Annotated in this window: 20 protein-coding genes and 2 pseudogenes; 16 read left to right on the top strand and 6 right to left on the bottom strand. The window is 56.6% G+C overall.

Annotated features, from left to right (window positions below; genetic code table 11):
* Nucleotides 1-320: 320 nt before the first annotated feature.
* Together QMG93_RS20465 and QMG93_RS20460 are read right to left on the bottom strand one after the other, a co-directional pair.
* Nucleotides 321-461 (bottom strand): hypothetical protein, encoded by a 141-nt coding sequence (locus QMG93_RS20465; RefSeq protein WP_281939663.1) that lies wholly within the window; start codon nucleotides 459-461, stop codon nucleotides 321-323.
* A 1-nt stretch (nucleotide 462) separates the two neighbouring features.
* Entirely contained in the window at nucleotides 463-924 is a 462-nt protein-coding gene (locus QMG93_RS20460) for a carboxymuconolactone decarboxylase family protein (RefSeq protein WP_281939661.1), read from the bottom strand.
* Between the two features lie 468 nt (nucleotides 925-1392).
* Between QMG93_RS20460 and QMG93_RS20455 the strand changes: the two genes are divergently transcribed.
* The 6 genes and pseudogenes from QMG93_RS20455 to QMG93_RS20430 form a co-directional block, all read left to right on the top strand.
* Nucleotides 1393-1776: a nuclear transport factor 2 family protein gene (locus tag QMG93_RS20455; protein ID WP_281939659.1), complete on the top strand. Its 384-nt coding sequence runs from the start codon at nucleotides 1393-1395 to the stop codon at nucleotides 1774-1776.
* Between the two features lie 448 nt (nucleotides 1777-2224).
* Nucleotides 2225-3259 carry a phenylalanine--tRNA ligase subunit alpha gene (gene pheS / locus QMG93_RS20450; protein ID WP_010497043.1) on the top strand — a complete coding sequence of 345 codons (1035 nt, stop codon included), beginning with the start codon at nucleotides 2225-2227 and terminating at the stop codon, nucleotides 3257-3259.
* Nucleotides 3260-3282: 23 nt separating this feature from the next.
* Entirely contained in the window at nucleotides 3283-5733 is a 2451-nt protein-coding gene (pheT, locus tag QMG93_RS20445; protein ID WP_281939658.1) for a phenylalanine--tRNA ligase subunit beta, read from the top strand.
* A gap of 120 nt (nucleotides 5734-5853) precedes the next feature.
* On the top strand, nucleotides 5854-9159 hold the full coding sequence (locus QMG93_RS20440; protein WP_281939656.1) for a hypothetical protein: 3306 nt from the start codon (nucleotides 5854-5856) through the stop codon (nucleotides 9157-9159).
* Between the two features lie 3 nt (nucleotides 9160-9162).
* Nucleotides 9163-9729, top strand: coding sequence for a CvpA family protein (locus tag QMG93_RS20435; protein ID WP_216795205.1), 567 nt, complete (start codon nucleotides 9163-9165; stop codon nucleotides 9727-9729).
* 170 nt (nucleotides 9730-9899) lie between these two features.
* Nucleotides 9900-10360 (top strand): annotated as a pseudogene (locus QMG93_RS20430) (transposase); the annotation flags it as partial.
* Between the two features lie 5 nt (nucleotides 10361-10365).
* Here QMG93_RS20430 and QMG93_RS20425 read toward each other — a convergent pair.
* A pseudogene (locus QMG93_RS20425) lies at nucleotides 10366-10506 on the bottom strand (IS1595 family transposase); the annotation flags it as partial.
* Between the two features lie 96 nt (nucleotides 10507-10602).
* Here QMG93_RS20425 and QMG93_RS20420 point away from each other — a divergent pair.
* Nucleotides 10603-11055, top strand: a complete 453-nt coding sequence (locus tag QMG93_RS20420) for a VOC family protein (RefSeq protein ID WP_281939653.1) — start codon at nucleotides 10603-10605, stop codon at nucleotides 11053-11055.
* A gap of 462 nt (nucleotides 11056-11517) precedes the next feature.
* On the opposite strand, the gene QMG93_RS20415 is transcribed toward QMG93_RS20420, so the two are convergent.
* Both QMG93_RS20415 and QMG93_RS20410 read right to left on the bottom strand, forming a co-directional pair.
* On the bottom strand, nucleotides 11518-11892 hold the full coding sequence (locus tag QMG93_RS20415) for a cupredoxin domain-containing protein (protein WP_216795203.1): 375 nt from the start codon (nucleotides 11890-11892) through the stop codon (nucleotides 11518-11520).
* 129 nt (nucleotides 11893-12021) lie between these two features.
* Nucleotides 12022-13479 carry a PLP-dependent aminotransferase family protein gene (locus tag QMG93_RS20410; protein WP_281939649.1) on the bottom strand — a complete coding sequence of 486 codons (1458 nt, stop codon included), beginning with the start codon at nucleotides 13477-13479 and terminating at the stop codon, nucleotides 12022-12024.
* Nucleotides 13480-13639: 160 nt separating this feature from the next.
* On the opposite strand from QMG93_RS20410, the gene QMG93_RS20405 reads away from it, so the two are divergent.
* Entirely contained in the window at nucleotides 13640-14257 is a 618-nt protein-coding gene (locus QMG93_RS20405; protein ID WP_281939647.1) for a LysE/ArgO family amino acid transporter, read from the top strand.
* A gap of 61 nt (nucleotides 14258-14318) precedes the next feature.
* On the opposite strand, the gene QMG93_RS20400 is transcribed toward QMG93_RS20405, so the two are convergent.
* Nucleotides 14319-14687: a phage holin family protein gene (locus tag QMG93_RS20400; protein WP_036687620.1), complete on the bottom strand. Its 369-nt coding sequence runs from the start codon at nucleotides 14685-14687 to the stop codon at nucleotides 14319-14321.
* Between the two features lie 193 nt (nucleotides 14688-14880).
* On the opposite strand from QMG93_RS20400, the gene QMG93_RS20395 reads away from it, so the two are divergent.
* From QMG93_RS20395 to QMG93_RS20360, 8 genes are all read left to right on the top strand, one after another.
* Nucleotides 14881-17268, top strand: coding sequence for an endonuclease MutS2 (locus QMG93_RS20395; RefSeq protein ID WP_281939643.1), 2388 nt, complete (start codon nucleotides 14881-14883; stop codon nucleotides 17266-17268).
* A gap of 177 nt (nucleotides 17269-17445) precedes the next feature.
* On the top strand, nucleotides 17446-18126 hold the full coding sequence (locus tag QMG93_RS20390) for a PspA/IM30 family protein (RefSeq protein WP_216795198.1): 681 nt from the start codon (nucleotides 17446-17448) through the stop codon (nucleotides 18124-18126).
* A 90-nt stretch (nucleotides 18127-18216) separates the two neighbouring features.
* Nucleotides 18217-18639: a DUF350 domain-containing protein gene (locus QMG93_RS20385; RefSeq protein ID WP_281939641.1), complete on the top strand. Its 423-nt coding sequence runs from the start codon at nucleotides 18217-18219 to the stop codon at nucleotides 18637-18639.
* Nucleotides 18640-18836: 197 nt separating this feature from the next.
* Entirely contained in the window at nucleotides 18837-19346 is a 510-nt protein-coding gene (locus QMG93_RS20380) for a hypothetical protein (RefSeq protein WP_281939639.1), read from the top strand.
* A gap of 127 nt (nucleotides 19347-19473) precedes the next feature.
* Nucleotides 19474-20784, top strand: a complete 1311-nt coding sequence (locus QMG93_RS20375; protein ID WP_281939637.1) for an MFS transporter — start codon at nucleotides 19474-19476, stop codon at nucleotides 20782-20784.
* A gap of 73 nt (nucleotides 20785-20857) precedes the next feature.
* The gene (gene cysK / locus QMG93_RS20370) at nucleotides 20858-21787 is read left to right on the top strand and encodes a cysteine synthase A (RefSeq protein ID WP_281939636.1); all 930 of its coding nucleotides are present in this window, start codon (nucleotides 20858-20860) and stop codon (nucleotides 21785-21787) included.
* A 449-nt stretch (nucleotides 21788-22236) separates the two neighbouring features.
* Nucleotides 22237-22539: a hypothetical protein gene (locus tag QMG93_RS20365; protein WP_281939635.1), complete on the top strand. Its 303-nt coding sequence runs from the start codon at nucleotides 22237-22239 to the stop codon at nucleotides 22537-22539.
* 284 nt (nucleotides 22540-22823) lie between these two features.
* A complete protein-coding gene (locus QMG93_RS20360) occupies nucleotides 22824-23300 on the top strand; it encodes an Lrp/AsnC family transcriptional regulator (RefSeq protein WP_173426612.1) in 477 nt (158 codons plus the stop codon).
* Nucleotide 23301 lies beyond the last annotated feature (1 nt).

Here is a 23301-nt window from a genome sequence, read left to right as displayed (position 1 = left end):
TGAGAATGGATAAAAAAGACCAAATGGTTTCTTTTTTACAGTAATTCAGAATCTGGCTGTTTTCAACCGCCCTATGTTACGAATTTGCGACAGCCTTATTCCGGCACAGAGATCTGCGAGTTGAAAAGGGGGACGTGTACAGCAAGCCGGAGGGGAGCGCCTTGTCGCTGCTTTCCTTGCTAGTGGCCGCGTCCGGGCACGTCATGATCGATGCGGTCAAACGGGCGGAAGACCCGGAAGTCGTCGTCGTGCGGCTGCTAAAAATGGGAAAAAGGATAGAAGCGGCAGAAACAAGTCTGCTGCTCTATCCTTTTATGAACCTACCCGATCAAAACACCGGCGTCGGCCAGACGCTTAGCGATATCGTCAAGCGAACCTTCGTATCCCCAATACACGTACCAGCCGTCCACATAATCGGTCAAAATATATTTTTCGCCGACGGACTTGATACGTTTCACCATTTTACTTGCCCGACTGCGGGTCGAGGCAGCCCGGGAACATACCGGTGGAGATGGCAAGCCGGTTCCAGCCATTGATCGTTACGATAGCCATGATCAGCGCGACATACTGTTTCTCGTCGAAATGCTCGCGTACCCGCTCGTACAAGCTTTGCGGTACTCCGCCGTCCGAGATCAGCGTCACCGCTTCCGTCAGCTCAAGAGCGACCCGCTCCGCTTCAGTAAAAAATGGCGCTTCCCGCCAAACGCTAATGAGATGAATTCGGCGTTCGTTGCCGCTCACTTTCAGCAGCGCCTCCGTATGCATATCCAGGCAAAAAGCGCAGCCGTTGATCTGCGACGCCCGGATTTTGATCAGCTCGTAGAGCGTGTGGTCCAGCCCGCTGCTTGCGGCAAATTTCTCCAAGCCGAGCATCGTTTCATACGCTTTCGGGTTCACTTCGTAATGATTCATTCTTACTTTCATGGAAATCCGCTCCTTTGGTTTTGTTTTCTGTTTGTTTACACTCCTAAGACGATGCAGCGATTTTTTTTGTGACCGGATCATTTTCCGCTTGCCGCTTTCCCGCCGATTGCTTATAATACCCATTAATTCCATACGCCAAATGCGTTGACGGAGAAAAGTAAGCAGTGCTTCTTCACAGGGAGGAGACGCCGGAGATTGAGAGCGTATCCGAAGAATCAGGCTGCCGAAGTTCGCTCCCGAGCAGTCCTTTGAAACCAACGCGGTCCATCCGACCCGTCGGCAAGTAGGGGGAACCGGTCCGAACGCAAGTTCCCGAACCGTTACGTTCAATGAAGAGGAAGACTCAGGCGGTTTAGCAGGTCTTCCGAAACAAGGGTGGTACCACGGCTTTTTCGTCCCTTACCGGGATGGAAAAGCCTTTTTTTGCGTGGTCGAATTTCATACACAATCGAAGAGGAGGCCTATTCTATGAACAACGAGCAAAAAGAAGCGATGATCCGCGCGTACATCCAGTATTACAATTCCTTTGATGTTGACGGTATAGTGTCGCTTTTGCACGAGGAGGTCCGGTTTCGCAACGTATCGAACGGCGAGGTGACGACGGAGACGGCGGGCGTCGAAGCGTTTAGAAGTTTGGCCGTGCAATCGGCCGCTATATTCGAGAGCCGCTGTCAAAAGGTGCTGAGCTTCGGTTTTCACGAGGACCATGTTGAAGTTGAAATCGACTACGAGGGCACGCTCGCTGCCGATCTCCCGGGCGGGCCGAAGGCTGGCGAGCTTATCAAATTACGGGGCTCCTCGCAGTTTGCTTTTTATGACGGAAAAATCTCCTCCATCGAGGACCGTTCATAACTCCACTGTCATCTTACTTCTCACATGAACATGCTGTGAACTGCGCCGTTTGCGCTTGCATTCGGCCGCTCGTTTGCATATAATACTTTTCATATACTGAATACTGCCAAATGCGTTGACGGAGAAAAGTAAGCAGTGCCTCTTGACAGGGAGGAGACGCCGGAGATTGAGAGCGTGTCCGAAGAACCAGGCTGCTGAAGTTCGCTCCTGAGCAGTCCTTTGAAACCGCGCGGTCCATCCGGCCGTCGGCAAGTAGGAGGAACCGGTCCAGAACGCAAGTTCCCGAACCGTTACGTTCAATGAAGGAAGAAGACTTCAGGCGGCTTAGCCTGTCTTCTGAAACAAGGGTGGTACCACGGCTTTTTCGTCCCTTACCGGGATGGAAAAGCCTTTTTTTGCGTTCGCGGACACGGCGCAGGCGGAAATCATACAAGGAGGGAATGCAGGCATGAAAGAACGATTGCTTACACTGAAGGAAGAAGCGCTGCGCGAGCTGGCCCAAGTGGAAAACCAGCAGCAGCTTGCCGACCTTCGGATCAAGTATTTGGGCAAAAAAGGCCCGCTGACGGAAATTTTACGCGGGATGGGTGCTTTGAGCGCGGAGGAGCGTCCGGTCATCGGTCAGGTGGCTAACGAGGTTCGCGGCGCGATTGAGGAAGTTATCGAAGCAAAACAGGCGGCATACAACGAGGCGGAGACGAATGCCCGGCTTGCGGCGGAGCGGATCGACGTGACTTTGCCGGGGCGTCCGGCGGCGCGCGGCGCCGTGCATCCGATCAGCAAAGTGATCGAGGAGATCGAGGACATTTTCATTGGGATGGGCTATACGGTAGCCGAAGGTCCCGAGGTGGAGCAGGATTACTACAACTTCGAAGCGCTCAACCTGCCGAAAAACCACCCGGCCCGCGACATGCAGGATTCGTTCTATATTACCGATGAAATTTTGATGCGTACGCACACGTCTCCGGTGCAGGTCCGCACGATGGAGAAAATGAAAGGCCATGTGCCTGTCAAAATCATCTGTCCAGGACGCGTATACCGCCGCGACGACGACGATGCGACGCATTCCCACATGTTCACGCAGATCGAAGGTCTCGTGATCGACAAGGGCATCCGCATGAGCGATCTGAAGGGGACGCTGCTGCAGTTCGTGCAGGAGCTGTTCGGGAAGCAGACGCAAATCCGGATGCGCCCGAGCTTCTTCCCGTTCACGGAGCCGAGCGCGGAGGTCGACGTTACCTGCGCGATGTGCGGCGGCGAAGGCTGCCGGGTGTGCAAGCATACGGGCTGGCTCGAAATTCTCGGCTCCGGCATGGTGCATCCGCGCGTGCTGGAGATGGCGGGCTACGACCCGGAAGTATACAGCGGCTTTGCGTTCGGCCTCGGCGTCGAGCGGGTGGCTATGCTGAAGTACGACATTGAAGATATCCGGCATTTCTATACGAACGATCTGCGCTTCTTGAAGCAGTTCGTGCATTTGTAAGCGAGAGGAGCGTGGGCTAAATCATGAAAGTATCTTACCAATGGTTGTCGCAGTATGTGGATGTCAGCGGCTATTCGGCCGCCGAGCTGGCGGAGAAGCTGACCCGCAGCGGCATTGAAGTCGATATCGTGGAAAGCCGCAACAAAGGCGTGTCGCAGGTGTTTGTCGGTTTCGTCAAATCGCGCGAAAAGCATCCCGACGCCGATAAACTAAGTGTCTGTATCGTCGATGTAGGCCAAGGCGAGGATCTGCAAATCGTATGCGGAGCCAAAAACGTAGCCGCAGGGCAAAAGGTGCCTGTCGCCATCGTCGGCGCGAAGCTGCCGGACGGTCTCGTCATCAAGCGGGCAAAGCTGCGCGGCGTCGAGTCGCAAGGCATGATCTGCTCGGCCAAGGAGCTTGGCTTGAACGACAAGCTGCTGCCGAAGGAAATTCAAGAAGGCATTCTGGTGCTGCCGGAGGATACGCAGATCGGCGCAAGCATCCTCGATGTTCTTGCGTTGAACGACGAAGTGATGGACTTCGACCTGACGCCGAACCGTTCCGACTGCCTCAGCATGTTGGGCGCAGCCTACGAGATCGGGGCGATTCTGGGCCGCGGGGTGAAGCTGCCGGATGCGGAAGCGGGCTTGAACGACAGCGCGGCAGCCGTCAAAGCGGCGGACCGGATTTCCGTGGAAATTTCGGCCAAAGAGCAATGCTCGCATTACGCGGCGCGTCTGATCGAAGGCGTAAAAATTGGCCCGTCGCCGCTTTGGCTGCAAAACCGCCTGATGGCTGCCGGCGTGCGTCCGATCAACAATATCGTGGATGTGACCAACTTCGTCATGTTCGAATACGGCCAGCCTCTGCACGCTTTCGATGCGGATCAGCTGAACAACGGCCATATCGACGTGCGGCTCGCTCGTGAAGGCGAGAAGCTCGTGACGCTGGACGATGCGGAGCGGACCTTGGAGCCGCATATGCTGCTGATCACCGACGGGGTGAAGCCGGTCGCGATCGCGGGCGTCATGGGCGGCGCGAACTCTGAAGTATCGGACGGAACGACGCGCATCCTGCTGGAGTCCGCCAACTTTGCCGGCTCCTCGGTCCGCAAAACGTCGCGTCAGCTCGGACTTCGTTCGGAAGCGTCGCTGCGCTTCGAGAAGGAAGCGAATCCGGAAGCGGTTATTCCGGCGCTGAACCGCGCGGCGGCTCTCATCGCCGAGCTGGCCGGCGGCCAAGTGGCGTCCGGTATCGTCGAAGCGGTAGCGGGAGAGCGCAAGCCGGTGCAAATTGAGTTGACCGTAAGCCGCATCAACGGGTATCTTGGCACGGAGCTGTCGGTTGAAGAAGTAAAAGCGATCTTCGAACGGTTGAACTTCACGGTCGAGCCGCTGGAGCAGGACGGACTGCTGGTGCATGTGCCGAGCCGCCGCGGCGATATTACCCGCGCCGTCGATTTGATCGAGGAAGTGGCCCGTCTGCACGGCTACGACAACATTCCGACCACGCTGATGAACGTGGTCACGACGCCGGGCGCGCTTACCCGGGAGCAGGCGATCCGCCGCTTGACGCGGACGCTGCTGACGGGAAGCGGCCTGCACGAGGCGATTACGTACACGTTCACGCATCCGGAGCAAATCCGCCAATATACGGGTGCTTACCCGGACGCGAAGCCGATTGCTTTGGCGATGCCGATGAGTGAGGACCGCAGCGTGCTGCGTACGAGCTTAATCCCGCATTTGCTCGATGTGGCAGTTTATAACCGGAACCGGAATCAGGATGACGTCGCCGTGTTCGAAATCGGCCGCGTATTCGTTACCGGAGATGCACAGTTGAGCCGTCTTCCGGAGGAAAAGCTGCAGCTTGCCATCCTCCTGACCGGCAAACGAAGCGAGCTGCATTGGACCGATAAGCCGGCCGATGTCGACTTTTACGATTTGAAGGGCATTTTCGAAGGGGGAGTGTCTTATCTCGGAATCGACGGCGTCCGGTACGAGGCTGCCCAGCCGGAAGGCTTCCATCCGGGACGGACGGCGCGGATCGTTGTCGAAACGGCGAGCGGCAGCCGGGCCATCGGAACGATCGGCCAGCTTCACCCGTCGCTTCAGCAGCAAAAGGACCTCGTGGACACGTATGTCCTTGAAGTAGAGCTAGATACGCTCGCTCAATTGGCAAGCGAAAGCTTTGCTTACCGTCCGCTGCCTCGTTTCCCGGCAATCGGGCGGGATATGGCGCTCGTCGTGGACCGCAGCGTTCCTGTCGGCGATCTGCTCGCGAAGGCGCGGGAAACCGCAGGCAGCCTGCTCGAATCGATCCAGGTGTTCGACATTTACACGGGCGAGCGGCTTGGCGCGGATAAGAAAAGCGTGGCCATTTCGCTGGTCTACCGCACTCTGGAGCGGACGTTGACCGACGAAGAGGTCAGCGAGCTGCATGGCCGTGTCGTAGCGGCCCTTGAGGAAGGATTTGGCGCTGAGCTCAGGAAATAATTCCCTTGTCTTTTGTCCGGCAAAAGTCTGAAAAAGACAGCAGGAAAAGCGATTCTCCGTATCGAAGTCTATAGGATACGGAGAATCTTTTTTTGTGTTTTGGAAAGGGGAGCAAGGCGCATGAGCGGTGAAGAGAAAGTTCGGATGACCGTCGATATTTATGGTACCCAGTACAAGCTGGTTTCGAAATCCAGCCCTTCCTATATAAAGCAAATGGCCGCTCTGGTGAACGATCAAATGCACAAGATCGCGGAGAGCAGCCCGCGGCTTGATTTGCCTAAAATCGCAGTGCTCGCGGCCGTCAATATGGCGGACGAATGGAGCCGGATGCGTCAGGATTTTGAGTCGGTATTGGAGCGGCAGCGGCAGCTCGAGCAGGCGAGCGAAGAGCTGGAACGGTTAAGCGAGCGGCATGCGCAGCTTCAGCAGGAGCTGGAGACGGAGCGTGACCGGCTGGCCAAGCTCGAAGCGGAGCGCGGAGAGCAGCAGGCTTCGCGGGAACGCGCCGAGGCGGAAGCGGCAGCGCTGCGGGCCGAGCTGGAACCGCTTCGCGACCGTTTGTCCACGCTCGATAGCGAGCTCGCCGAAAGCCGGAAACGGTTGAACGGCCAACTGGAGCTGAGCGGCGAGCTGGAACGCAAGCTGGCCGAGACGCTGGAGCGGGCACGCGAGTTCGAGGGGCGTTGCGCAGCCGAAGCGCAGGAAGCGGAACGCCGCGGACAGCGGATCCGCGAGTTGGAGCAGGCGAAGCAGGAGCTTGAGCGACGGGCAGCCGAGCAGGCCAAGGAGCGGGACGGTTTGCGGGCGAAGATTGCTTCGCAGGAAGCGCAGCTGAGCAAGCAGGCGGAAGCAGAGCGTCAGACGCAGGAGCGGCTGACGGCGCAGGAGAAGCGCGCAAACGAGCTGGAGCAGCAACTGCAGACAACCGAGCAGGCTCGCGGCGAGACGGTGAAGCGGCTCGCGGAGCGGGAACAGCAGTACGCCGAGCTGAGTGACCAACTCGACGGGCTGCAGGAGCAGCTTTCCGGACAGCAGCAGGAGATCGAGCTGCAGGTGGCGCTTTATAACGAGCTGCAGGAGCTGAGCGAAGCGAAGGAACGCGAGCTTCGGGAGCAGGCGACCGCGGCCGAGGCGAAGCTGGCGGAGCAGGCGCGCGAAGCGGAGGTGCAGACGGCCGCGGCGAAAGCGCAGCAAGCGGAGCTGGAGCGGCAGCTCGCGGCCGAGCGGGAGCGCAGCCGCGAGGAGGCAACCGCAGCGGAGGCGCTGCTGGCGGAGCAGGCGCGCGAAGCGGAAGCGCAAGCGGCAGCGGCGAAAGCGCAGCAAGCGGAGCTGGAGCGACAGCTCGCGGCTGAGCGGGAGCGCAGCCGCGAGGAAGCGGCCGCAGCGGAGGCACTGCTGGCGGAGCAGGCGCGCGAAGCGGAAGCGCAGGCGGCAGCGGCGAAAGCGCAGCAAGCGGAGCTGGAGCGGCAGCTCGCGGCCGAGCGAGAGCGCAGCCGCGCAGAGGCAGCCGCAGCGGAGGCGATGCTGGCGGAGCAGGCGCGCGAAGCGGAGGCGCAGGCGGCCGCGGCAGCAGCGCAGCAAGCGGAGCTGGAGCGACAGCTCGCAGCTGAGCGGGAGCGCAACCGCGCAGAGGCAGCCGCGGCGGAGGCGATGCTGGCGGAGCAGGCGCGTGAAGCGGAGGCGAAAGCGGCCGCGGTAGCAGCGCAGCAAGCGGAGCTGGAGCGGCAGCTCGCGGCCGAGCGGGAGCGCAGCCGCGCAGAGGCAGCCGCGGCGGAGGCGATGCTGGCGGAGCAGGCGCGCGAAGCGGAGGCGAAAGCGGCCGCGGTAGCAGCGCAGCAAGCGGAGCTGGAGCGGCAGCTCGCAGCCGAGCGGGAGCGCAGCCGCGAGGAAGCGGCCGTAGCGGAAGCGATGCTGGCGGAGCAGGCGCGCGAAGCGGAGGCGCAAGCAGCCGCGGCGAAAGCGCAGCAAGCGGAGCTGGAGCGGCAGCTCGCAGCCGAGCGGGAGCGGAGCCGCGCAGAGGCAGCCGCGGCAGAGGCGATGCTGGCGGAGCAGGCGCGCGAAGCGGAAGCGCAAGCAGCCGCGGCAAAAGCGCAGCAAGCGGAGCTGGAGCGGCAGCTCGCAGCCGAGCGGGAGCGCAGCCGCGAGGCAGTAGTCGCGGCAAAGGCGATGCTGGCGGAGCAGATGCACGAAGCGGAAGCGAGCTACGCCGAGCGTCTAGCGGCTCGCGAGGCGGAGCTGATGGAACAGAAGCGCCGCCTCGAGGTGCAGCTTGGCGAGCAGCTGGAGAGGACGCGCGAGCAACTGCAGCGCGGCGACGGCCTGCAGGCGGAGCTGGAAGCCCTGCGCGGAAAGCGGCGCGAGCAAGAAGAAGAGCTTACGCTGCAGCAGGAGCTGTACAACGAGCTCGAAGGCGAGCTGGCCGCTTTGCGGGAGCGCAGCGTAGCCCAGGAAGCGGAGCTTCAGCACAAGCTCGTTACGCTGGAGCAAAAGCGCATCGCAGAGCTGGCCGAATCAGAACAGCGCCAGGCGGAGCTAGCGGCTCGGGCAGCCGAGAGCGATGCCCGGCTGGCGGCCCGCGAAGAAGAGCAGCGGCGGCAGTTGGAAGCGCTGGAGCGGAGGCGGGAAAGCGAGCTGGCCGAAGCGAAGCAGCGGTTCGACGAAGAAGCGGCTGCCTTGGCGGCGCGCATTGCGCAGCTCGGACAGCAGCTTAGTGAGCGGGAGGCCGAGCTGACGCGCGAGCTTGCCGAACGGGAGCAGCGCAGCGAAACGCAGGCGGCGCAGGTCGACGAGCTGCGGGTTAAAATCCGTGAGCAGGAGGAAGAGATTGGCCTGCATCAGGAGCTCTATGACGAGCTGCAAGGGCAGCATGACGAGCTGCAAGGGCAGCATGACGAGCTGGCGCGGCGTTTGGCCGAGCAAGAAGCGGGGCTGCGCGAAGCAGCGGCTGCGCAGGAGTCGCGTCACGAGGAGTTCCAGCGCCTTCTCGGCGAGCGTGAACGCGAGCTTGCCGAACTGCGTCAGGAACGCGAAGCGGCCGTTGAGCTGAGCCGTGCCCTGCAGGAGCAGTGTGCCGCGCTAGAAGATCGGCAGCAAACGGTGCAGAGCGAACGGGAGACACTGGAGCAGCGGCTGGCTGCGCAGGAAGCGAAAATCGCCGAGCTGACCGAGCAAGCCGCGCAGGGAGCGCAGCTGCGGATCGAGCTGGCGGAGCAGAAGGACGAGCTGGAGCTTCAGGTCGAGCTGTACAATGAGCTTCAAGAACAGCTCGCCGAACAAGTAAAACTGCACAAAGCGCTGCAGGCCGAATACGGGCAGCATCAGGAGAAGGCGGAGCAAGTATTCGAGGAATTGCAGAACTTGAAATCCGAGTACGAGAAGCTCCAGATCGAATATAACGAATGGATCGAGCTCGTGGAGAAGGAATAGCGAATGAACGGATTGGATTACACCGTTCTGGCGGTGCTCGCGGTCGGAACGGTTCTAGGGTTCGCGCGCGGCTTTATCGGCCAACTGGTATCGGTCGTCGGTCTTGTGGCCGCGTACTTGATTGCCTTTTTCTTTTATGCCGATCTGGCGCCGTTGGTGGGCAGTACGCTTGCGCTATCCGGGCACGAAACGTACCAGAAGTATGAATTTCTAGCCAAAGGCTTGAAGTTGGACACCTACGTGTATAATGCGTTGGCGTTTGCGATCTTGTTCTTCGGGGTCAAAATCGCGTTCAGCATCGGCGGGCGGCTGCTGAACTGGCTGGCGGCAGCGCCGGGACTCAAGCAGGCCAACCAATGGAGCGGCGCGGCGCTCGGCTTTGCCGAAGCAGCGGTCATCGCAGTGATCGCCGTCCATGTCATGACGGTTATTCCGAACGACGGCGCGCAGAATCAGCTCAAAAACTCCATGCTGACCCCGTACGTCCTAGAGCATACGCCGATTTTGACCGATAAGCTGCAAGAGCTTTGGAACAACCGAGGCGGCCGGGTCAAAGCGGGGGAATCCTGAAGCCGCAGAATGGAATAACTGAATAAAGGGTTTGCTTCACGCTTGGAATAAACCAAGCTGCGGAGCAGGCCCTTTTTTATATGGGCTATGTTAAACTTTGTTGTTGATATATACGAACTAGTGTTCTATAATTAGGGTAATAAATATCACTGTTCAGCGATGATTTACCCATGGATTTAAATGAACTGAAGAGACTTGCTGATACATTGGATGATAATGGTAAGCGAGAGCTTATCTACTTTTTGCAGTTCCGAACCAAGGGTGTGGCGGTTCCGGTTCGAGCGATTGATGAAATTCCAGAGCAGAAGCATAAAGAGGGACTCGTTTGCCTGCATTGCAAAAACCATTGTGTTGTGCGATTTGGGAAGTACGCTGTAAGATTCCGTACTGGAGAGGTTAAACGTCAACGTTACCGTTGTAAGTCCTGTCGCCAAACGTTCAATAACCTTACAAATACCCCCCTCTGAAACCAACGAGGAAACCTCAGGTTTGGATTCGCTTTATTGAATGTATGATTGAGGGTTATTCACTGAGAAAATGTGCAGAGCAGTTAAAATGGTGAAGTCACGCACGTCACCTTGTTTTACTGGCGACATAGATTCTTGCTGCTCTAAAGCAGATTCCAACTGAAGCGTTAACGAGTACACATACTTGGTGATTACTAATACCACGATATTTGGCTTTTTCGCCGCGTTTACGTTGCTTACAATTGGCAATATTCCGTTTGTCCTTTTCGGAGAATAAGAAATACGTTTCGTCCATTCCAACGATTCCTTGGAGAATAAAAGTTAATATGACATATCCGAAAACCAAATTTCACATTTTACTATACTGTGACAGGTAATAAATTTGTACACATGAGGAGATAAAACTATGGCAAAAAACAAATTACTAAGAATGGACAATGTTGGCATCGTTGTAGAATCCCTTGATGACGCAATCTCTTTCTTCGAGGAGATTGGCTTGAAGCTCGAAGGGCGAGCTACTGTCGAAGGTGAATGGGCTGGTCGCGTAACCGGGCTGGGTTCACAGTGTGTAGAGATTGCTATGATGGTTACCCCAGATGGCCACAGCCGACTTGAACTTTCGCGATTTCTCTCCCCACCTACTGTATCAGATCACCGAACTGCTCCTGTAAATGCCCTCGGTTATCTACGGGTCATGTTCACCGTTGAAGACATTGACGAAATGGTATCCAGACTCACTAAGCATGGTGCTCAGCTCGTTGGCGAAGTGGTTCAGTACGAGGACTCGTATCGGCTCTGCTACATTCGTGGAAATGAAGGACTTCTAATCGGTTTGGCGGAACAACTCGGTAATAAATAAGTGACGTTTAAAAGAAAACTTAACTGAAATATACATTACTAGAGTAAAAACAGAAACAGAAAAGCAGTGTGAAAGTATCTCGAAGAAGTCGGGTGCATCATATAAACACCGCATTCACGCTCCGGGTCTGGGCGACCCTCGGTCCCGGAAACAAGGAACGAGGAAGTAATGGCCGGGACACATCCGCACCGACTAACCGCATCGCAGCCGGCAGCAAGCTGCCTTAACTCGGTGGGACTTCGTGATGCATGAACTTTAACGGAAATCAATGCAAAACCAAATTAAAGAGACTCAACAAACGGGTAAGATAGCTCAATAAGCCGCCTCTTCAACGAGGCGGTTTTCTTATCGTAAAGATCAACAACAAAGTTTAACATAGCCTTTATATTAAATAAAAAACGGCCCCGTCCATCCCGCGGGACAAACGGAGCCGCTTTGGAATTAGTTGTCGTCAGGCTACCCTTATTCCACAATAAGCGTGGATTTCATCGTCGCATGGCCTTGGCCGCAAGGAAGCGAGCAGACGATATCGTAGGTGCCGGCCTTGTCGATTTTTACCGTTTTGGTCTTGTTGTTGTTGTCCAACCCGACGTTTACGCCGCTAATTTGCACGGCATGCATGCCCTGTTTGTTTTCCAGCGAAAACGTAACGTCCTCGCCTTTTTTCACTTTATATTCTTTCTGATCGAACTGGAAGTTCGTGGCAACCAATTTTACCTGCTGAGCCGCCGGATTGCTGTTGGCCTGCTCCGAAGCTTTCGGGGTTTCTTTGGCTCCGCACGCGGACAAGGCGAAAATCATCCCGACTGCTGCCATACTGACGATCCATTTTTTCATCTGGTAAGTCCCCTTTCAAAACCATCATGGAATATTTTTCTCATTCCATGATACAGCAACCGTCGGCTTTAAGGCTGTGTCGGAGCGGTGACAACAATATGAAAACATCGTGTCATTCGTTGTCGAACCTTACCTTGGTTGAGAGCTCAGCTCCCGGATCAATCCGGCCAGCTTCCGAAGGCCAAAATTCAGGCGTTCTCCCGATTCGAAGGAATAAGAGAGCCGGATGTAAGGCCCGCCGAGCGAGTCGTACACCGTTCCGGGGTTAAACAAGATGCCCTCCTGAAGCGCACGCGTAAATAGCGCATTCATGGAGACGGGAGGCACAATTCGCAGCCAAATGTAAAAGCCGCCAGCGGGCACACTCCATACCGCAAGCCCCGATAAATGCTTCTGCAGCATGCCCAACACGTCGTCGCGTCTTTGCCTTAATACGATACGCACCCGGCTTAAATGCTCTTCATGAAAGCCGCGTTCGAACCATTCCGTCAGCGCCCATTGAGAAAGCGAGCTTGACCCGTAATCGGTCTGCATTTTGAGATCCGCAAGCCGCCGGATGACCGGCTCCGGCCCTGCGATCCAACCGGTGCGCAGGCCCGGGCCGACCGTCTTGGAGACGCTTCCCAAGTAAAGAACGAGGCCGTTCGGATCGCGCGCTTTCAAGGGTGGAGGCGGAGGGGCATCCAGCCATAGCTCGCGATAGACATCGTCCTCGATCACCGGCAGCTGCAGCCGCTCGCATTCCCGTAGCAGCTCGACGCGCCGCCGCTCCGACATGACGATGCCCGTTGGGTTGTGGAAGGACGGAATCGTATACAGCATCCGGTTCGGCTGGGGCTTCAATTCGATCAAACCGCGAATGCGAATGCCCTCCGAATCCATCTCCAGCCCCGCTAACCGGACCCCGGCGGAGTGAAATACATGCAGGGAATGCAGGTAGGAGGGGCTCTCCGTGATCATGGTGGCTCCCGGTTTGACGAGTCCGAGGGAAATAAGCTGCAGGGCTTGCAGCGCTCCCGAGACGATCAGGATGGAGGCCGGAGAAGCAGCGATGCCGAGCGCCTGCAGGTGGCGGCTTAGCTGCTCCCGCAGCGGCAGCAGTCCGCGCGGCTCCTCGTAGCCGAGCGTGTGAATGCGGGAAGCAAGACGTCCAAATACCTCTCCGAGCAGCGGCTGCGGATACAGCGACGGAGATGGCTCTCCCGTGCTTAGACGGATCATCCCGGCTTGAAATTCCGTCTCATTGATCGTTTGGATGGTCGGCAGATTTGGCCGGTGCCAGCCGGCCTGGACATACGAATCCCAGTCGGGCGGGGTGCGCGAGGTCAGCAAGGACCACGGATTGTTCACCACCTTCGTGCCCCGGCGACCGTCGCCTTCAAGCAGTCCGTCGGCGATCAGCTCCTGAAGCGCCGTAACGACGGTGGACCGGTTGACGCCCAGCGCCTCGGCCAGTTGTCGCTGTGTCGGGATGCGGCTGCCGACCGGCCATTCGCCGTTTTCGATTTTGCGTTTCATATAGGTTTTGATTTGCAAATAGAGCGGCAGCGGCGAACTTTCATCCGGCTGCCAGTCGATGCGGTACATAAGCGGCCATCCCCTCCGTACGAAGTTAGTTACTCCAATTGTAACAAAGATCGTTTTGGTTGGGTACTCGACCAACCGTTTGGTTGAAGACTTTTCCGTCAAGGGAGTTATGATGGATGAAGACCGGATTTATTCAGATAGCTTCAGGAGGAGAGAGGGCATGCAAGCGGTACTGCACGGATTTGTTTTAGCTTTGGGATTGATCCTTCCATTGGGGGTGCAAAACCTGTTTATTTTTCAGCAAGGGGTTGTTCAGCGGAGGTTCGTCCTTGCGCTGTCCGCCTCGGTCACAGCGGCTCTGTGCGATACAATTTTGATTTTGGCTGCCGTTTTAGGGGTTTCCGTCGTCATTTTGGCGTTTGCTTGGGTCAAGACGGTGCTGCTTATCGCGGGCGCCGCATTTTTGCTCTATTTGGGTTGGAACGCTTGGAAAGCCGCTTCGGCTTCGGGACCGTCTGTTCAAAGCTCGCCCGAATCGTTCCGAATTTCGAAGCAAATCGCCTTTACGGCGTCGATTTCCCTGCTTAATCCGCATGCGATCCTCGATACCGTCGGTGTCATCGGAACGAGCTCGCTGAACTATGCGGGAGCGGAAAAAGTCGGGTTTACCGCTGCGGCCATCGTCGTATCGTGGCTGTGGTTTATCGGAATGGCCAGCGTCGGTCGGATGACCGGAAAGCTGGATACTTCTGGACGGTTCCATACTTGGTTGAACCGGATATCGGCTCTGATGATTTGGGGGACGGCGTGTTACTTGATTTACTCGTTATTTGTATAATGACCATATTCGTGAAAACGAAGAAATCGGCCGCAGACGCTTTTGCCTGCGGCCGATTCGCTTACTTGGCGTTCTCACGACCGGAACGGCCTTGCTCAAACGGTGTTTTCACCGGAATGAACAAGTCGATGATTCCGATAACCAAGGCAGCCAGGATTGCACCGATAATGCTTGTCGATACGCCGCTCACGATAAACTGGGCGAGCCAAATGATCAGCGCGCTTGTTAAAAAACCGACAATTCCCCGGCCGAACGGAGTGATCTTTCTGCCGAAGATTCCTTCAATGACCCATGCCGCGATCGCGATAACCAAGGCCAGGAAAAAGGCGCTCCAGAAGCCTCCAACCCTAAAGCCGGGAACGATCCAGCTTACAATCAGCAGCATTAAGGCGGAAACGATAAACCTGACGAGATGTCCAAGCAAGTGCATCGTGCAGTTCCTCCTTCGTGTCTTTGCGGTATTCGTCAAACGCTTTCGGTGCACCTTATAGGTTTTCCCAAGTCTTCGGCTTTATGAATGGCAAACCTTAGCGGAAATTCATTAGCTTTACTACCCGGACTTGGATATAATAGCAATGGAGAGCTTTTTCCGGTAAGAAAGGCAGGTTTCTAAAACGAAAGCGATGAATACGAACAAGACATCATACAATCAAAAAATATTGGCGACGCTGGATTTCCGGTCAGTGCTTGAGCGCTGCGCGAATTATGCGGCGACATCGCTCGGCAAAGGCCGGGTGGAAGAGCTTGAACCGAGCGGCGACTTTCATGAAGTGAAGCGCAGGCTGCAGGCAACCGACGAAGCGGTCAATGTGGACCGCTTGAAGGGCGGCGCGCCGTTCGGCGGCATCCGGGATATTCGCGCTGCGGTCCATCGGGCGCGGATCGGCGGCATGCTGAACCCGGTCGAGTTGTTGGATATTGCGATGACGAGTCAAGGCGGTCGCCGGCTGGGCAGGTTTCTGGAAGCGACGAACGAAGATTACAGCGTTCCGCTGCTGCTTGACCTGCTTGAGCCGATGACGGACCATAAGGATTTGGAAGAGCGGATTCGCGGGTGCGTCGACGAGAACGCGCAGGTCATGGATACCGCAAGCGCGGAGCTGCTGAAAATCCGTCAAGAGCTGCGGTCGAGCGAATCGAAAGCCCGCGAGCGGCTGGAGCAAATGGTGCGCACGCCGTCCATCCAAAAGATGCTGCAGGACAATCTCGTAACGATCCGGGGGGACCGGTACGTCATTCCCGTAAAACAGGAATACCGCGGCCATTTCGGCGGCATGATCCACGATCAGTCGGCTTCCGGGGCGACGTTGTTTATCGAGCCGGAAGCGGTCGTGCAAATGAACAACCGCGTACGTGAATTAAAGCTGAAAGAAGAGGCAGAGGTCGAGAAAATTCTTCGCATGCTGTCCGCCCTCGTAGCGGATAGCGCGGATACGCTGCTCGTCAACGTAGAGTCGCTGACGGAGCTTGACTTTATTTTCGCCAAAGCGGGCGTCGCGCGCGAAATGAAAGCGACGCTGCCGCTGCTCAACGACCGCGGCTTCATCAAGCTCAAGCGCGGACGGCATCCGCTCATTCCTGCAGAAAAGGTCGTTCCTCTTGACGTGGAGCTGGGCAACCGCTATTCGACGATCATTGTAACCGGACCGAATACGGGCGGCAAGACCGTCTCGCTCAAGACGATCGGTCTGCTGTCGCTCATGGCGATGGCGGGGCTGTTCGTTCCGGCCGAGGAGGGTAGCCAGCTTTGCGTGTTCGATGCGATCTTTGCGGATATCGGAGACGAGCAAAGCATCGAGCAGAACCTTAGTACGTTCTCCAGCCATATGACCAATATTATCCGGATTCTCAAAGAAATGACCCCGAAAAGCCTTGTGCTGCTCGATGAGCTTGGGGCCGGAACCGACCCTGCGGAAGGCTCGGCGCTGGCGATATCGATCCTGGAGCATATGCACCGGATGGGCTGCCGTATCGTGGCGACGACGCACTACAGCGAGCTGAAGGCGTATGCCTTCGACCGGCAAGGCGTCATCAACGCCAGCATGGAGTTCGACGTGCAGACGCTGCGCCCGACGTATCGGCTGCTTGTTGGGGTTCCCGGGCGAAGCAATGCGTTCGCGATTGCGGAGCGCCTCGGCCTGGCGAAAACCATCATCGACCATGCCCGCGGACAGGTCGGCGAGGAGGATCAGCGCGTCGAATCGATGATCGCCACGCTCGAAGAGAACCGGCTGCAGGCTGAGGCCGAGCGCGAATCGGCGGAGCGCAACCGCCGCGAAGTCGAAACGCTGCGCGAGCAGCTTGCCGCCGAACGCCGGCGCTTCGAAGAGCAGAAGGATAAGCTGTTCGAGCGTGCGGAGCGCGAGGCGCAGGAGGCGGTGGCGAAAGCCCGCCGCGAAGCCGACGAGATCATCACCGAGCTCCGCAGAATTCAGCGCGAGGAAGCGGGCGGAGTGAAGGATCACAAGCTCAGCGAGCTGAAACGGCGGATGAACGATGCTGCTCCCGAGCTCCGAAGCAAGTCCAAGGCCGGCGCGCCGCGCAAAAAGGCCGACCGGATCGAGCCGGGCGACGAAGTGCTGGTGACGAATCTCGGCCAGCGGGGACATGTGGTCGAGCTGGTGAGCGAGACGGAAGTGACCGTGCAGCTCGGTATTCTTAAGATGAAAGTGAACAAAGCGGACCTGGAGCTGCTGAAGCAAGCCTCCGCCCAGAAGAAGCCGCAGCAGCAGGCTACTTCCAGCCTGAAGCGGACGCGCGACGAGAACGCCAAGATGGAGCTGGACTTGCGCGGGGCCAATGTGGAAGAGGCGATCATTGAAGTGGACCGGTTCCTGGACGAATCGTACTTGGCCAATTTCGGCCAGGTGTTTATCATTCACGGCAAAGGCACCGGCGTGCTGCGGACCGGCATTCAAGAGTTTTTGCGCAAGCATAAGCATGTTAAGAGCTTCCGGATGGGAGCTTACAACGAAGGCGGCGCAGGGGTCACGGTAGCCGAGCTGAAATAGAAGAAGCCCGCTCTTCCTTCCGGTCGCAGCGGGCCCGTACTCATCCTTTGAAAAAATTTTATTCGACAATTGAAACTCCGGCTCGCATCTTCCGTATATACGAGTGTAAGCATCGATGTTTGTGAAGCTCTGCAGGCTGAAGCGATATTTAAACAATCGTACAGGAGGAATTTTAACATGGGAATTTTCAAAAGACTGCGTGACATGACGATGGCTTCGATTAACGATCTTCTGGACAAAGCGGAAGACCCGGTAAAAATGCTCAATCAATTCCTTCGGGATATGGAAGAAGATATTTTGGAAGCCGAGTCGGCGGTTGCCAAGCAAATCGCGATCGAGAAGAAGTTCAAGCAGCAGTACGAGGAAGCGCAAGAAATGGTTCAAAAGCGCGAGGAGCAAGCGCTCAAGGCACTGGAATCCGGCAACGAGGATTTGGCCCGCCGCGCGCTGCAGGACAAGAAAGAGCATCAATTGCGCTATGACGAAATGAAGCAGCAATACGATACGGCGAAAGCCAACGCCGACCGTCTGCGCAACCAATTGTCCGAGATGAAGGACGAATTCAGCAAAATGAAGAACAAAAAGGACATTTTGGTAGCCCGTGCGGAAGCGGCCAAAGCCCAGAAGCAAATCAACCAGGCAATGACCGGCTTCGGTACCGACAATGCGGCGAAAGGCTTCGACCGGATGAGCCAAAAGGTGATGCAGCTTGAGGCGGAAGCCGAAGCGAGCAATGAGCTGCGCTCCAAAGACAAGAGCCTCGACGACGAGTTCGAAGCGCTCAGCAAAAACGACGGCGTCGACGATGAACTGGCAGCGCTTCGTGCGAAGCTGGCGGCCAAGAAGCAAGCGGAGTAAGCGACATAGAGAGACTGGAGGCTTAGCGCCTTCAGTCTCTTCAGTGTTAAAAACTCACCTTGATTGAGGCGAAAGGCAGGGTGGATCGATATGGCGGATAAAGAGGTGGATTTTTTGTTGAGCAACCCTTATGTTGAGACGCTGGCGTTTTTTTCGATCGCCGTGCTGGCGCTGATTGTCTTTTTGGCGATTTTCGAGCTTGTCACCAAGTATAAGGATTGGGACGAGATCAAGAAAGGAAACTTGTCGGTAGCGATGGCAACCGGGGGCAAAATATTCGGGATCTGCAACCTGTTCCGTTTTGCGATCTTGAATAACGATTCGCTGCTGCATTCGTTGATTTGGGCAGGGTACGGCTTTTTACTGCTGCTGGCGGCTTATTTTATTTTTGAGTTTTTGACGCCGTACTTCAAAATCGACGAGCAAATCCAGAAGGACAACCGGGCCGTGGGCTTTCTATCCATGGTAATTTCGGTATCGTTGTCCTATGTTATCGGCGCTAGCGTGACCTGATGCCGGGGGCCGGCGAAGAGGGCCGGCCAGAATCGGATCGTTCTTCAAGACCGGAGGAGGAAGAGTCCTTGTGAAATATTTATGGGGCACCTTATTTGCGCTTGCGCTTGTTTTTTTGGGCGCGGGCGTTTACTATTTTATTAAATTTGCATAGCGTGAAGGCGTAAGCAGACCTTCACCCGCCGCCGCTAAGGGGGATGACGCGTTTGTCGCAATCAGAAAATCAAGTTTGCCCGTGGTGCCATACGGAGATCGTATGGGATCCGGAAATCGGTCCGGAAGAGGAATGTCCGCACTGCTTCAACGAGCTGAGCGATTACCGGAGCATTAATCTAAAGGTGGAGAGTTCCGATTCGGGCATCCAATATGACGATGAGGAAGAACTGGATGACGATCTGGAGCTGTCGGACGAGGAGCTGCAGCTGGCAGACGATTACGGGGAAGGCGTTCAGCAACTGCTGGACAGTCAAGAGGAAGCGCCGGAATGTTCTTCCTGCCACAGCTTTATGCTGCTGGCCGGTACCGAATCGGTTTCGGAGGCCTTTGTTCCGTTCGTGCATCCGGCGCTTGGCAAGCCGCTCCTTCAAGCGTCATTCAGCGTTCAGGTTTACTTGTGCCCGTCCTGCTTTAGAGTCGAACGACAGTTGGCGGAAACGGACCGACTCGCGTTGGTGGAGCAGCTTCGGGAGCATGGAGCCAAGAAATAAGATCTGCTAAAAAAGGAATTCGAAAGCAGGCATTTGCCGGCTTCCGGGTTCCTTTTTTTGGCTTTCATTCATGATTTCCGCCGAACAGGGAAGCTTAACTAAGACATTACGGATACAAGGTGAGAGCATGCATTCCGGAGCTAAACATTTTCCGCACGATTGGGTGCGAGGCAAGGATCGTGCGGGGGAGCACAGTTGGCGGGATATAGAGCAGACAGGCCCGGCCGGCGGAAAGCCGAAGAAGAAAAAAAGCGGCCCGTTGTCGGGGCAATCGCGGCTTCTGCTGACGGTGAACGGCTTGTTTGCCGTGGCCAACGCCCTTTCCGGCACGTTCGTCAATGTGTATCTATGGAAAGCGAAGCATGATTTTACGGTCATCGGATGGTTTACGCTCATTCATCATTTGACGATGGCGCTAACGTTCTGGATTGCGGGCAAATGGGTCAAAGAACATAACAAAATGAACTGCTTGCGCACGGGGGTTGCGGTTGCGGCGGTCTTTTACATGCTGGTGCTGTGGTTCGGCGGGAGGGCCGCAGACTATTTCGCGCTGCTTGGAGCCGTTCAAGGCTTGTCATCGGGCTTGTTCTGGCTTGCATTCAACGTCGTCTACTTCGAGGTGACGGGCCCGGACGACCGCGACCGGTTCAACGGATGGGCGGGACTGCTCGGATCGGGGGCGGGGATGATCGCGCCCTGGATTTCCGGTTTTTTAATTATCCGGCTGCATGCGGCGACGGGGTATCGGCTCATTTTTACCTTGTCGCTGATTGTGTTTGTGGTCGGGGTGATTTTCAGCTTTTTTCTGAAAAAGCGTAAAACGTCCGGGACCTACGAATGGTTTCTCGTCTGGCGGTGCTTAAGATACCAGGATACGGCTTGGCGCAAGGTCGGGCTCGCCCTGGCGGCCCAAGGTGTTCGGGAGGGCGTGTTCGGTTTCATGATCGGACTGCTGGTCTATGTTCATACGGGGAGCGAGATGTCGCTCGGCAATTTCTCGCTCATTACTTCCGCGGTAGCGCTGCTTAGTTTTTTGGTGGCGGGCAAGCTGCTGAAGCCCCGATTTCGGGGGAAAGCGATGCTGCTCGGCGCGGTGATGCTGGTGCTTGTCATTTTGCCGTTTTTTTGGAAGGTCAATTTCTTTACGCTGCTGCTGTTCGGGGTAGGCGCGGCCGTCTTTTATCCACTGTACGGCATTCCCATGACCTCCATCGTCTTCGATCTCATCGGGCGGGAGGAGGAGAGTGTGAAGAAGCGGGAGGAATATATCGTCATGCGGGAGCTGGCGCTGAATGCGGGCCGATTGCTCGGCACCGCTGTGTTTATTGCCGTCGTTTCATTTACCCAGTCGCCCGCCGCCATGAACTGGCTGCTGCTCGGCATTGGCAGTTCGCCGCTCGCCGTATGGTATTGGATGCGCAAGGCGGAGATGGCGTGAACTCTCGTGTAGCTTGCTAAAACCATACCTTCCCGATAAAATAAGAGGGATAGGGAAGGGAGCGGCAGGCAGCATGAAGAGAACTACCGGAAAAATGGTGAACAGCATTACGGAGCTGATCGGCGATACGCCGGCCGTGCGCATCCGCAGGCTGGTTGAGGAAAACGATGCGGAGCTGTATGTGAAGCTGGAATATTTCAACCCGAGCGGAAGCGTCAAGGACCGCGCGGCGTTCAATCTCATTGCACAGGCGGAGAAGGACGGCCTGATCGGCCCCGGTGCGACGATTATAGAGCCGACCAGCGGCAATACCGGGATCGGCTTGGCGATGAACGCCGCGGCCAAGGGCTACAAGGCGATTCTGATCATGCCGGATAACATGACGAAAGAGCGGATCAACCTGCTGAAAGCGTACGGAGCGGAGGTTGTCCTGACGCCCGCTGAGCAGCGGATGCCAGGAGCCATCCGCAAGGCGGTGGAGCTGCAGGCGCAAATTCCGAACAGCTTCATCCCGCAGCAGTTTGAGAACAAGGCGAATCCGGACATTCACCGGACGACGACGGCGCTGGAGATCATCGAGCAGATGGAAGGGCGGCTCGATGCGTTCGTCGCGACCGCCGGTACAGGCGGCACGATTACAGGCACGGGCGAGGTGCTTCGCGAGAAGCTTCCGGGAGTGCAGATCTACGTCGTCGAGCCCCAAGGCTCTCCGGTTCTGTCGGGCGGCGAGCCGGGACCCCATAAGCTCGTAGGCACAAGCCCCGGCTTCGTGCCGAAAATTTTGAACACCAGCGTTTACGACGAAATCGTTCAGGTGTCCGACGAGGATGCGCTACAAACGACGCGGGACTTGGCGCGTCTCGAAGGCATTCTGGTCGGCCCGTCCGCCGGAGCGTCCGTATGGACAGGGCTTCAAATCGCCCGTAAGCTCGGCCGCGGCAAGCGCGTGCTGTGCATTGCGCCGGATACCGGAGAGCGCTATTTGAGCATGGGAATCTTTTGATCCGATAGGGAAAGCAGGCTTGTCCGATGAGGGCAGGCTTGTTTCATCGAGAAAGTGGTCTTATTAATAGAGCTACACACGGAGGGGTATCTACTGGAGGAGCGATAGCGTTCGCCTTTGTCTTCGGGAAATATCCGCTACTAAGGGGCTTCAACTCGAATTTCCCGCAGATCTGGGGTCCCCGAAAAGTACTCGGATTTATCTTCCTTGATTCAACTTCACTTTACGGGGTGGGGCAGCGACCGGAAGTAGATACCCCACCCCCTCGTTCACCTCTATTACCTCAATGGACCACTTTCTCGATACTTTTAGGCTCGCCCAATAAGGGTGGGCCTTTTTTATTTGTAAACTCCGTCGGATATGTTGAATAAATATGCAATTAAATGTATAATAATCAATAGAGATCAATCTTGACATCGAAAAGCAGTATGGAAGAGAGGGAACCAAGGATGAAAATCGCGCTGCATAACGAGCTTCCGGGCGAAGCGCAGTTTCAGCAGTTGATCGACTCCGTGTCTGGGCGGACCGGCGAGCGCCGGCCGCTGGCTTACGAAGCTTTATGCGACGGGGGCCCTGTCATCGCGGCCTACGACCAAGGAGTGCTGGTCGGCCTCGGGCGGCTGGTAAGCGACGACATCGGACAGCAAGCGTTCGAATGCAAAATCAGGCCCGGCTACGAACGGCGGGAAATCGAAGCCTATATGCGCAAGCTGCTGGCCGTTTCCCCGGTAGAGAGCCACTGCCATTGCTGATACGGGCTTGCCATAAGCCGTTATCGACCTCCGAATGGGTTTCGGAGGTTTTTTTTGCTGTGCAGGGGAAGGTGGTTTCCGTTAGCCGCGGGAAAGCGAGCCCGCATAATTTTACTTTGCCAAAGCGTGGCTGACAGGTGTAATATGGAGTAATAAGCCATCGGTTCCGGCACTCGTTGCGAGGCTGCGACCCCGCAGGCTTCCCGGCTCACGGTGGATTCGCCGGGTGAGGCCGTTTGCTTCGTATATCTAGTAGGAGGGCGTTGTCATTGGAACAATTCAAAATGAAAATTATCGAGCTGCTGAAGGAAGACGCGAGACGTACGCCGGCTCTGATTGCGACTATGCTGGGGGCGTCCGAAGCCGAAGTGGCGGAAGCCATCCGCGAGCTGGAGGAAGCGAACGTTATCGTCAAATATGCGACGGTCGTTAACTGGGCCAAGGTGGACAATGAGAAGGTCACCGCCTTGATCGAAGTGCAGATTACGCCGGAGCGAGGACGGGGCTTCGATGCGATTGCCGAGCGCATTTACTTATATCCGGAAGTCAAGTCGGTTTATTTGATGTCGGGGGCTTACGATCTGCTGGTGGAAATCGAAGGGAAGACGCTGAAGGAAGTGGCGTCGTTCGTCTCCAACAAGCTGTCTCCGATCGACCGGGTGCTTTCGACCAAAACGCATTTTATTCTTAAAAAATACAAGCAAGACGGAATCGTCTTTGAAGATCATGAGGATGACCGCCGTCTTTTAATCTCGCCGTAAA

The sequence above is a fragment of the Paenibacillus tyrphae genome (assembly GCF_027925525.1).
Classification (GTDB): Bacteria; Bacillota; Bacilli; order Paenibacillales; family NBRC-103111; genus Paenibacillus_G; species Paenibacillus_G tyrfis_B.
This window is presented reverse-complemented; position numbering and strand designations above follow the sequence as displayed.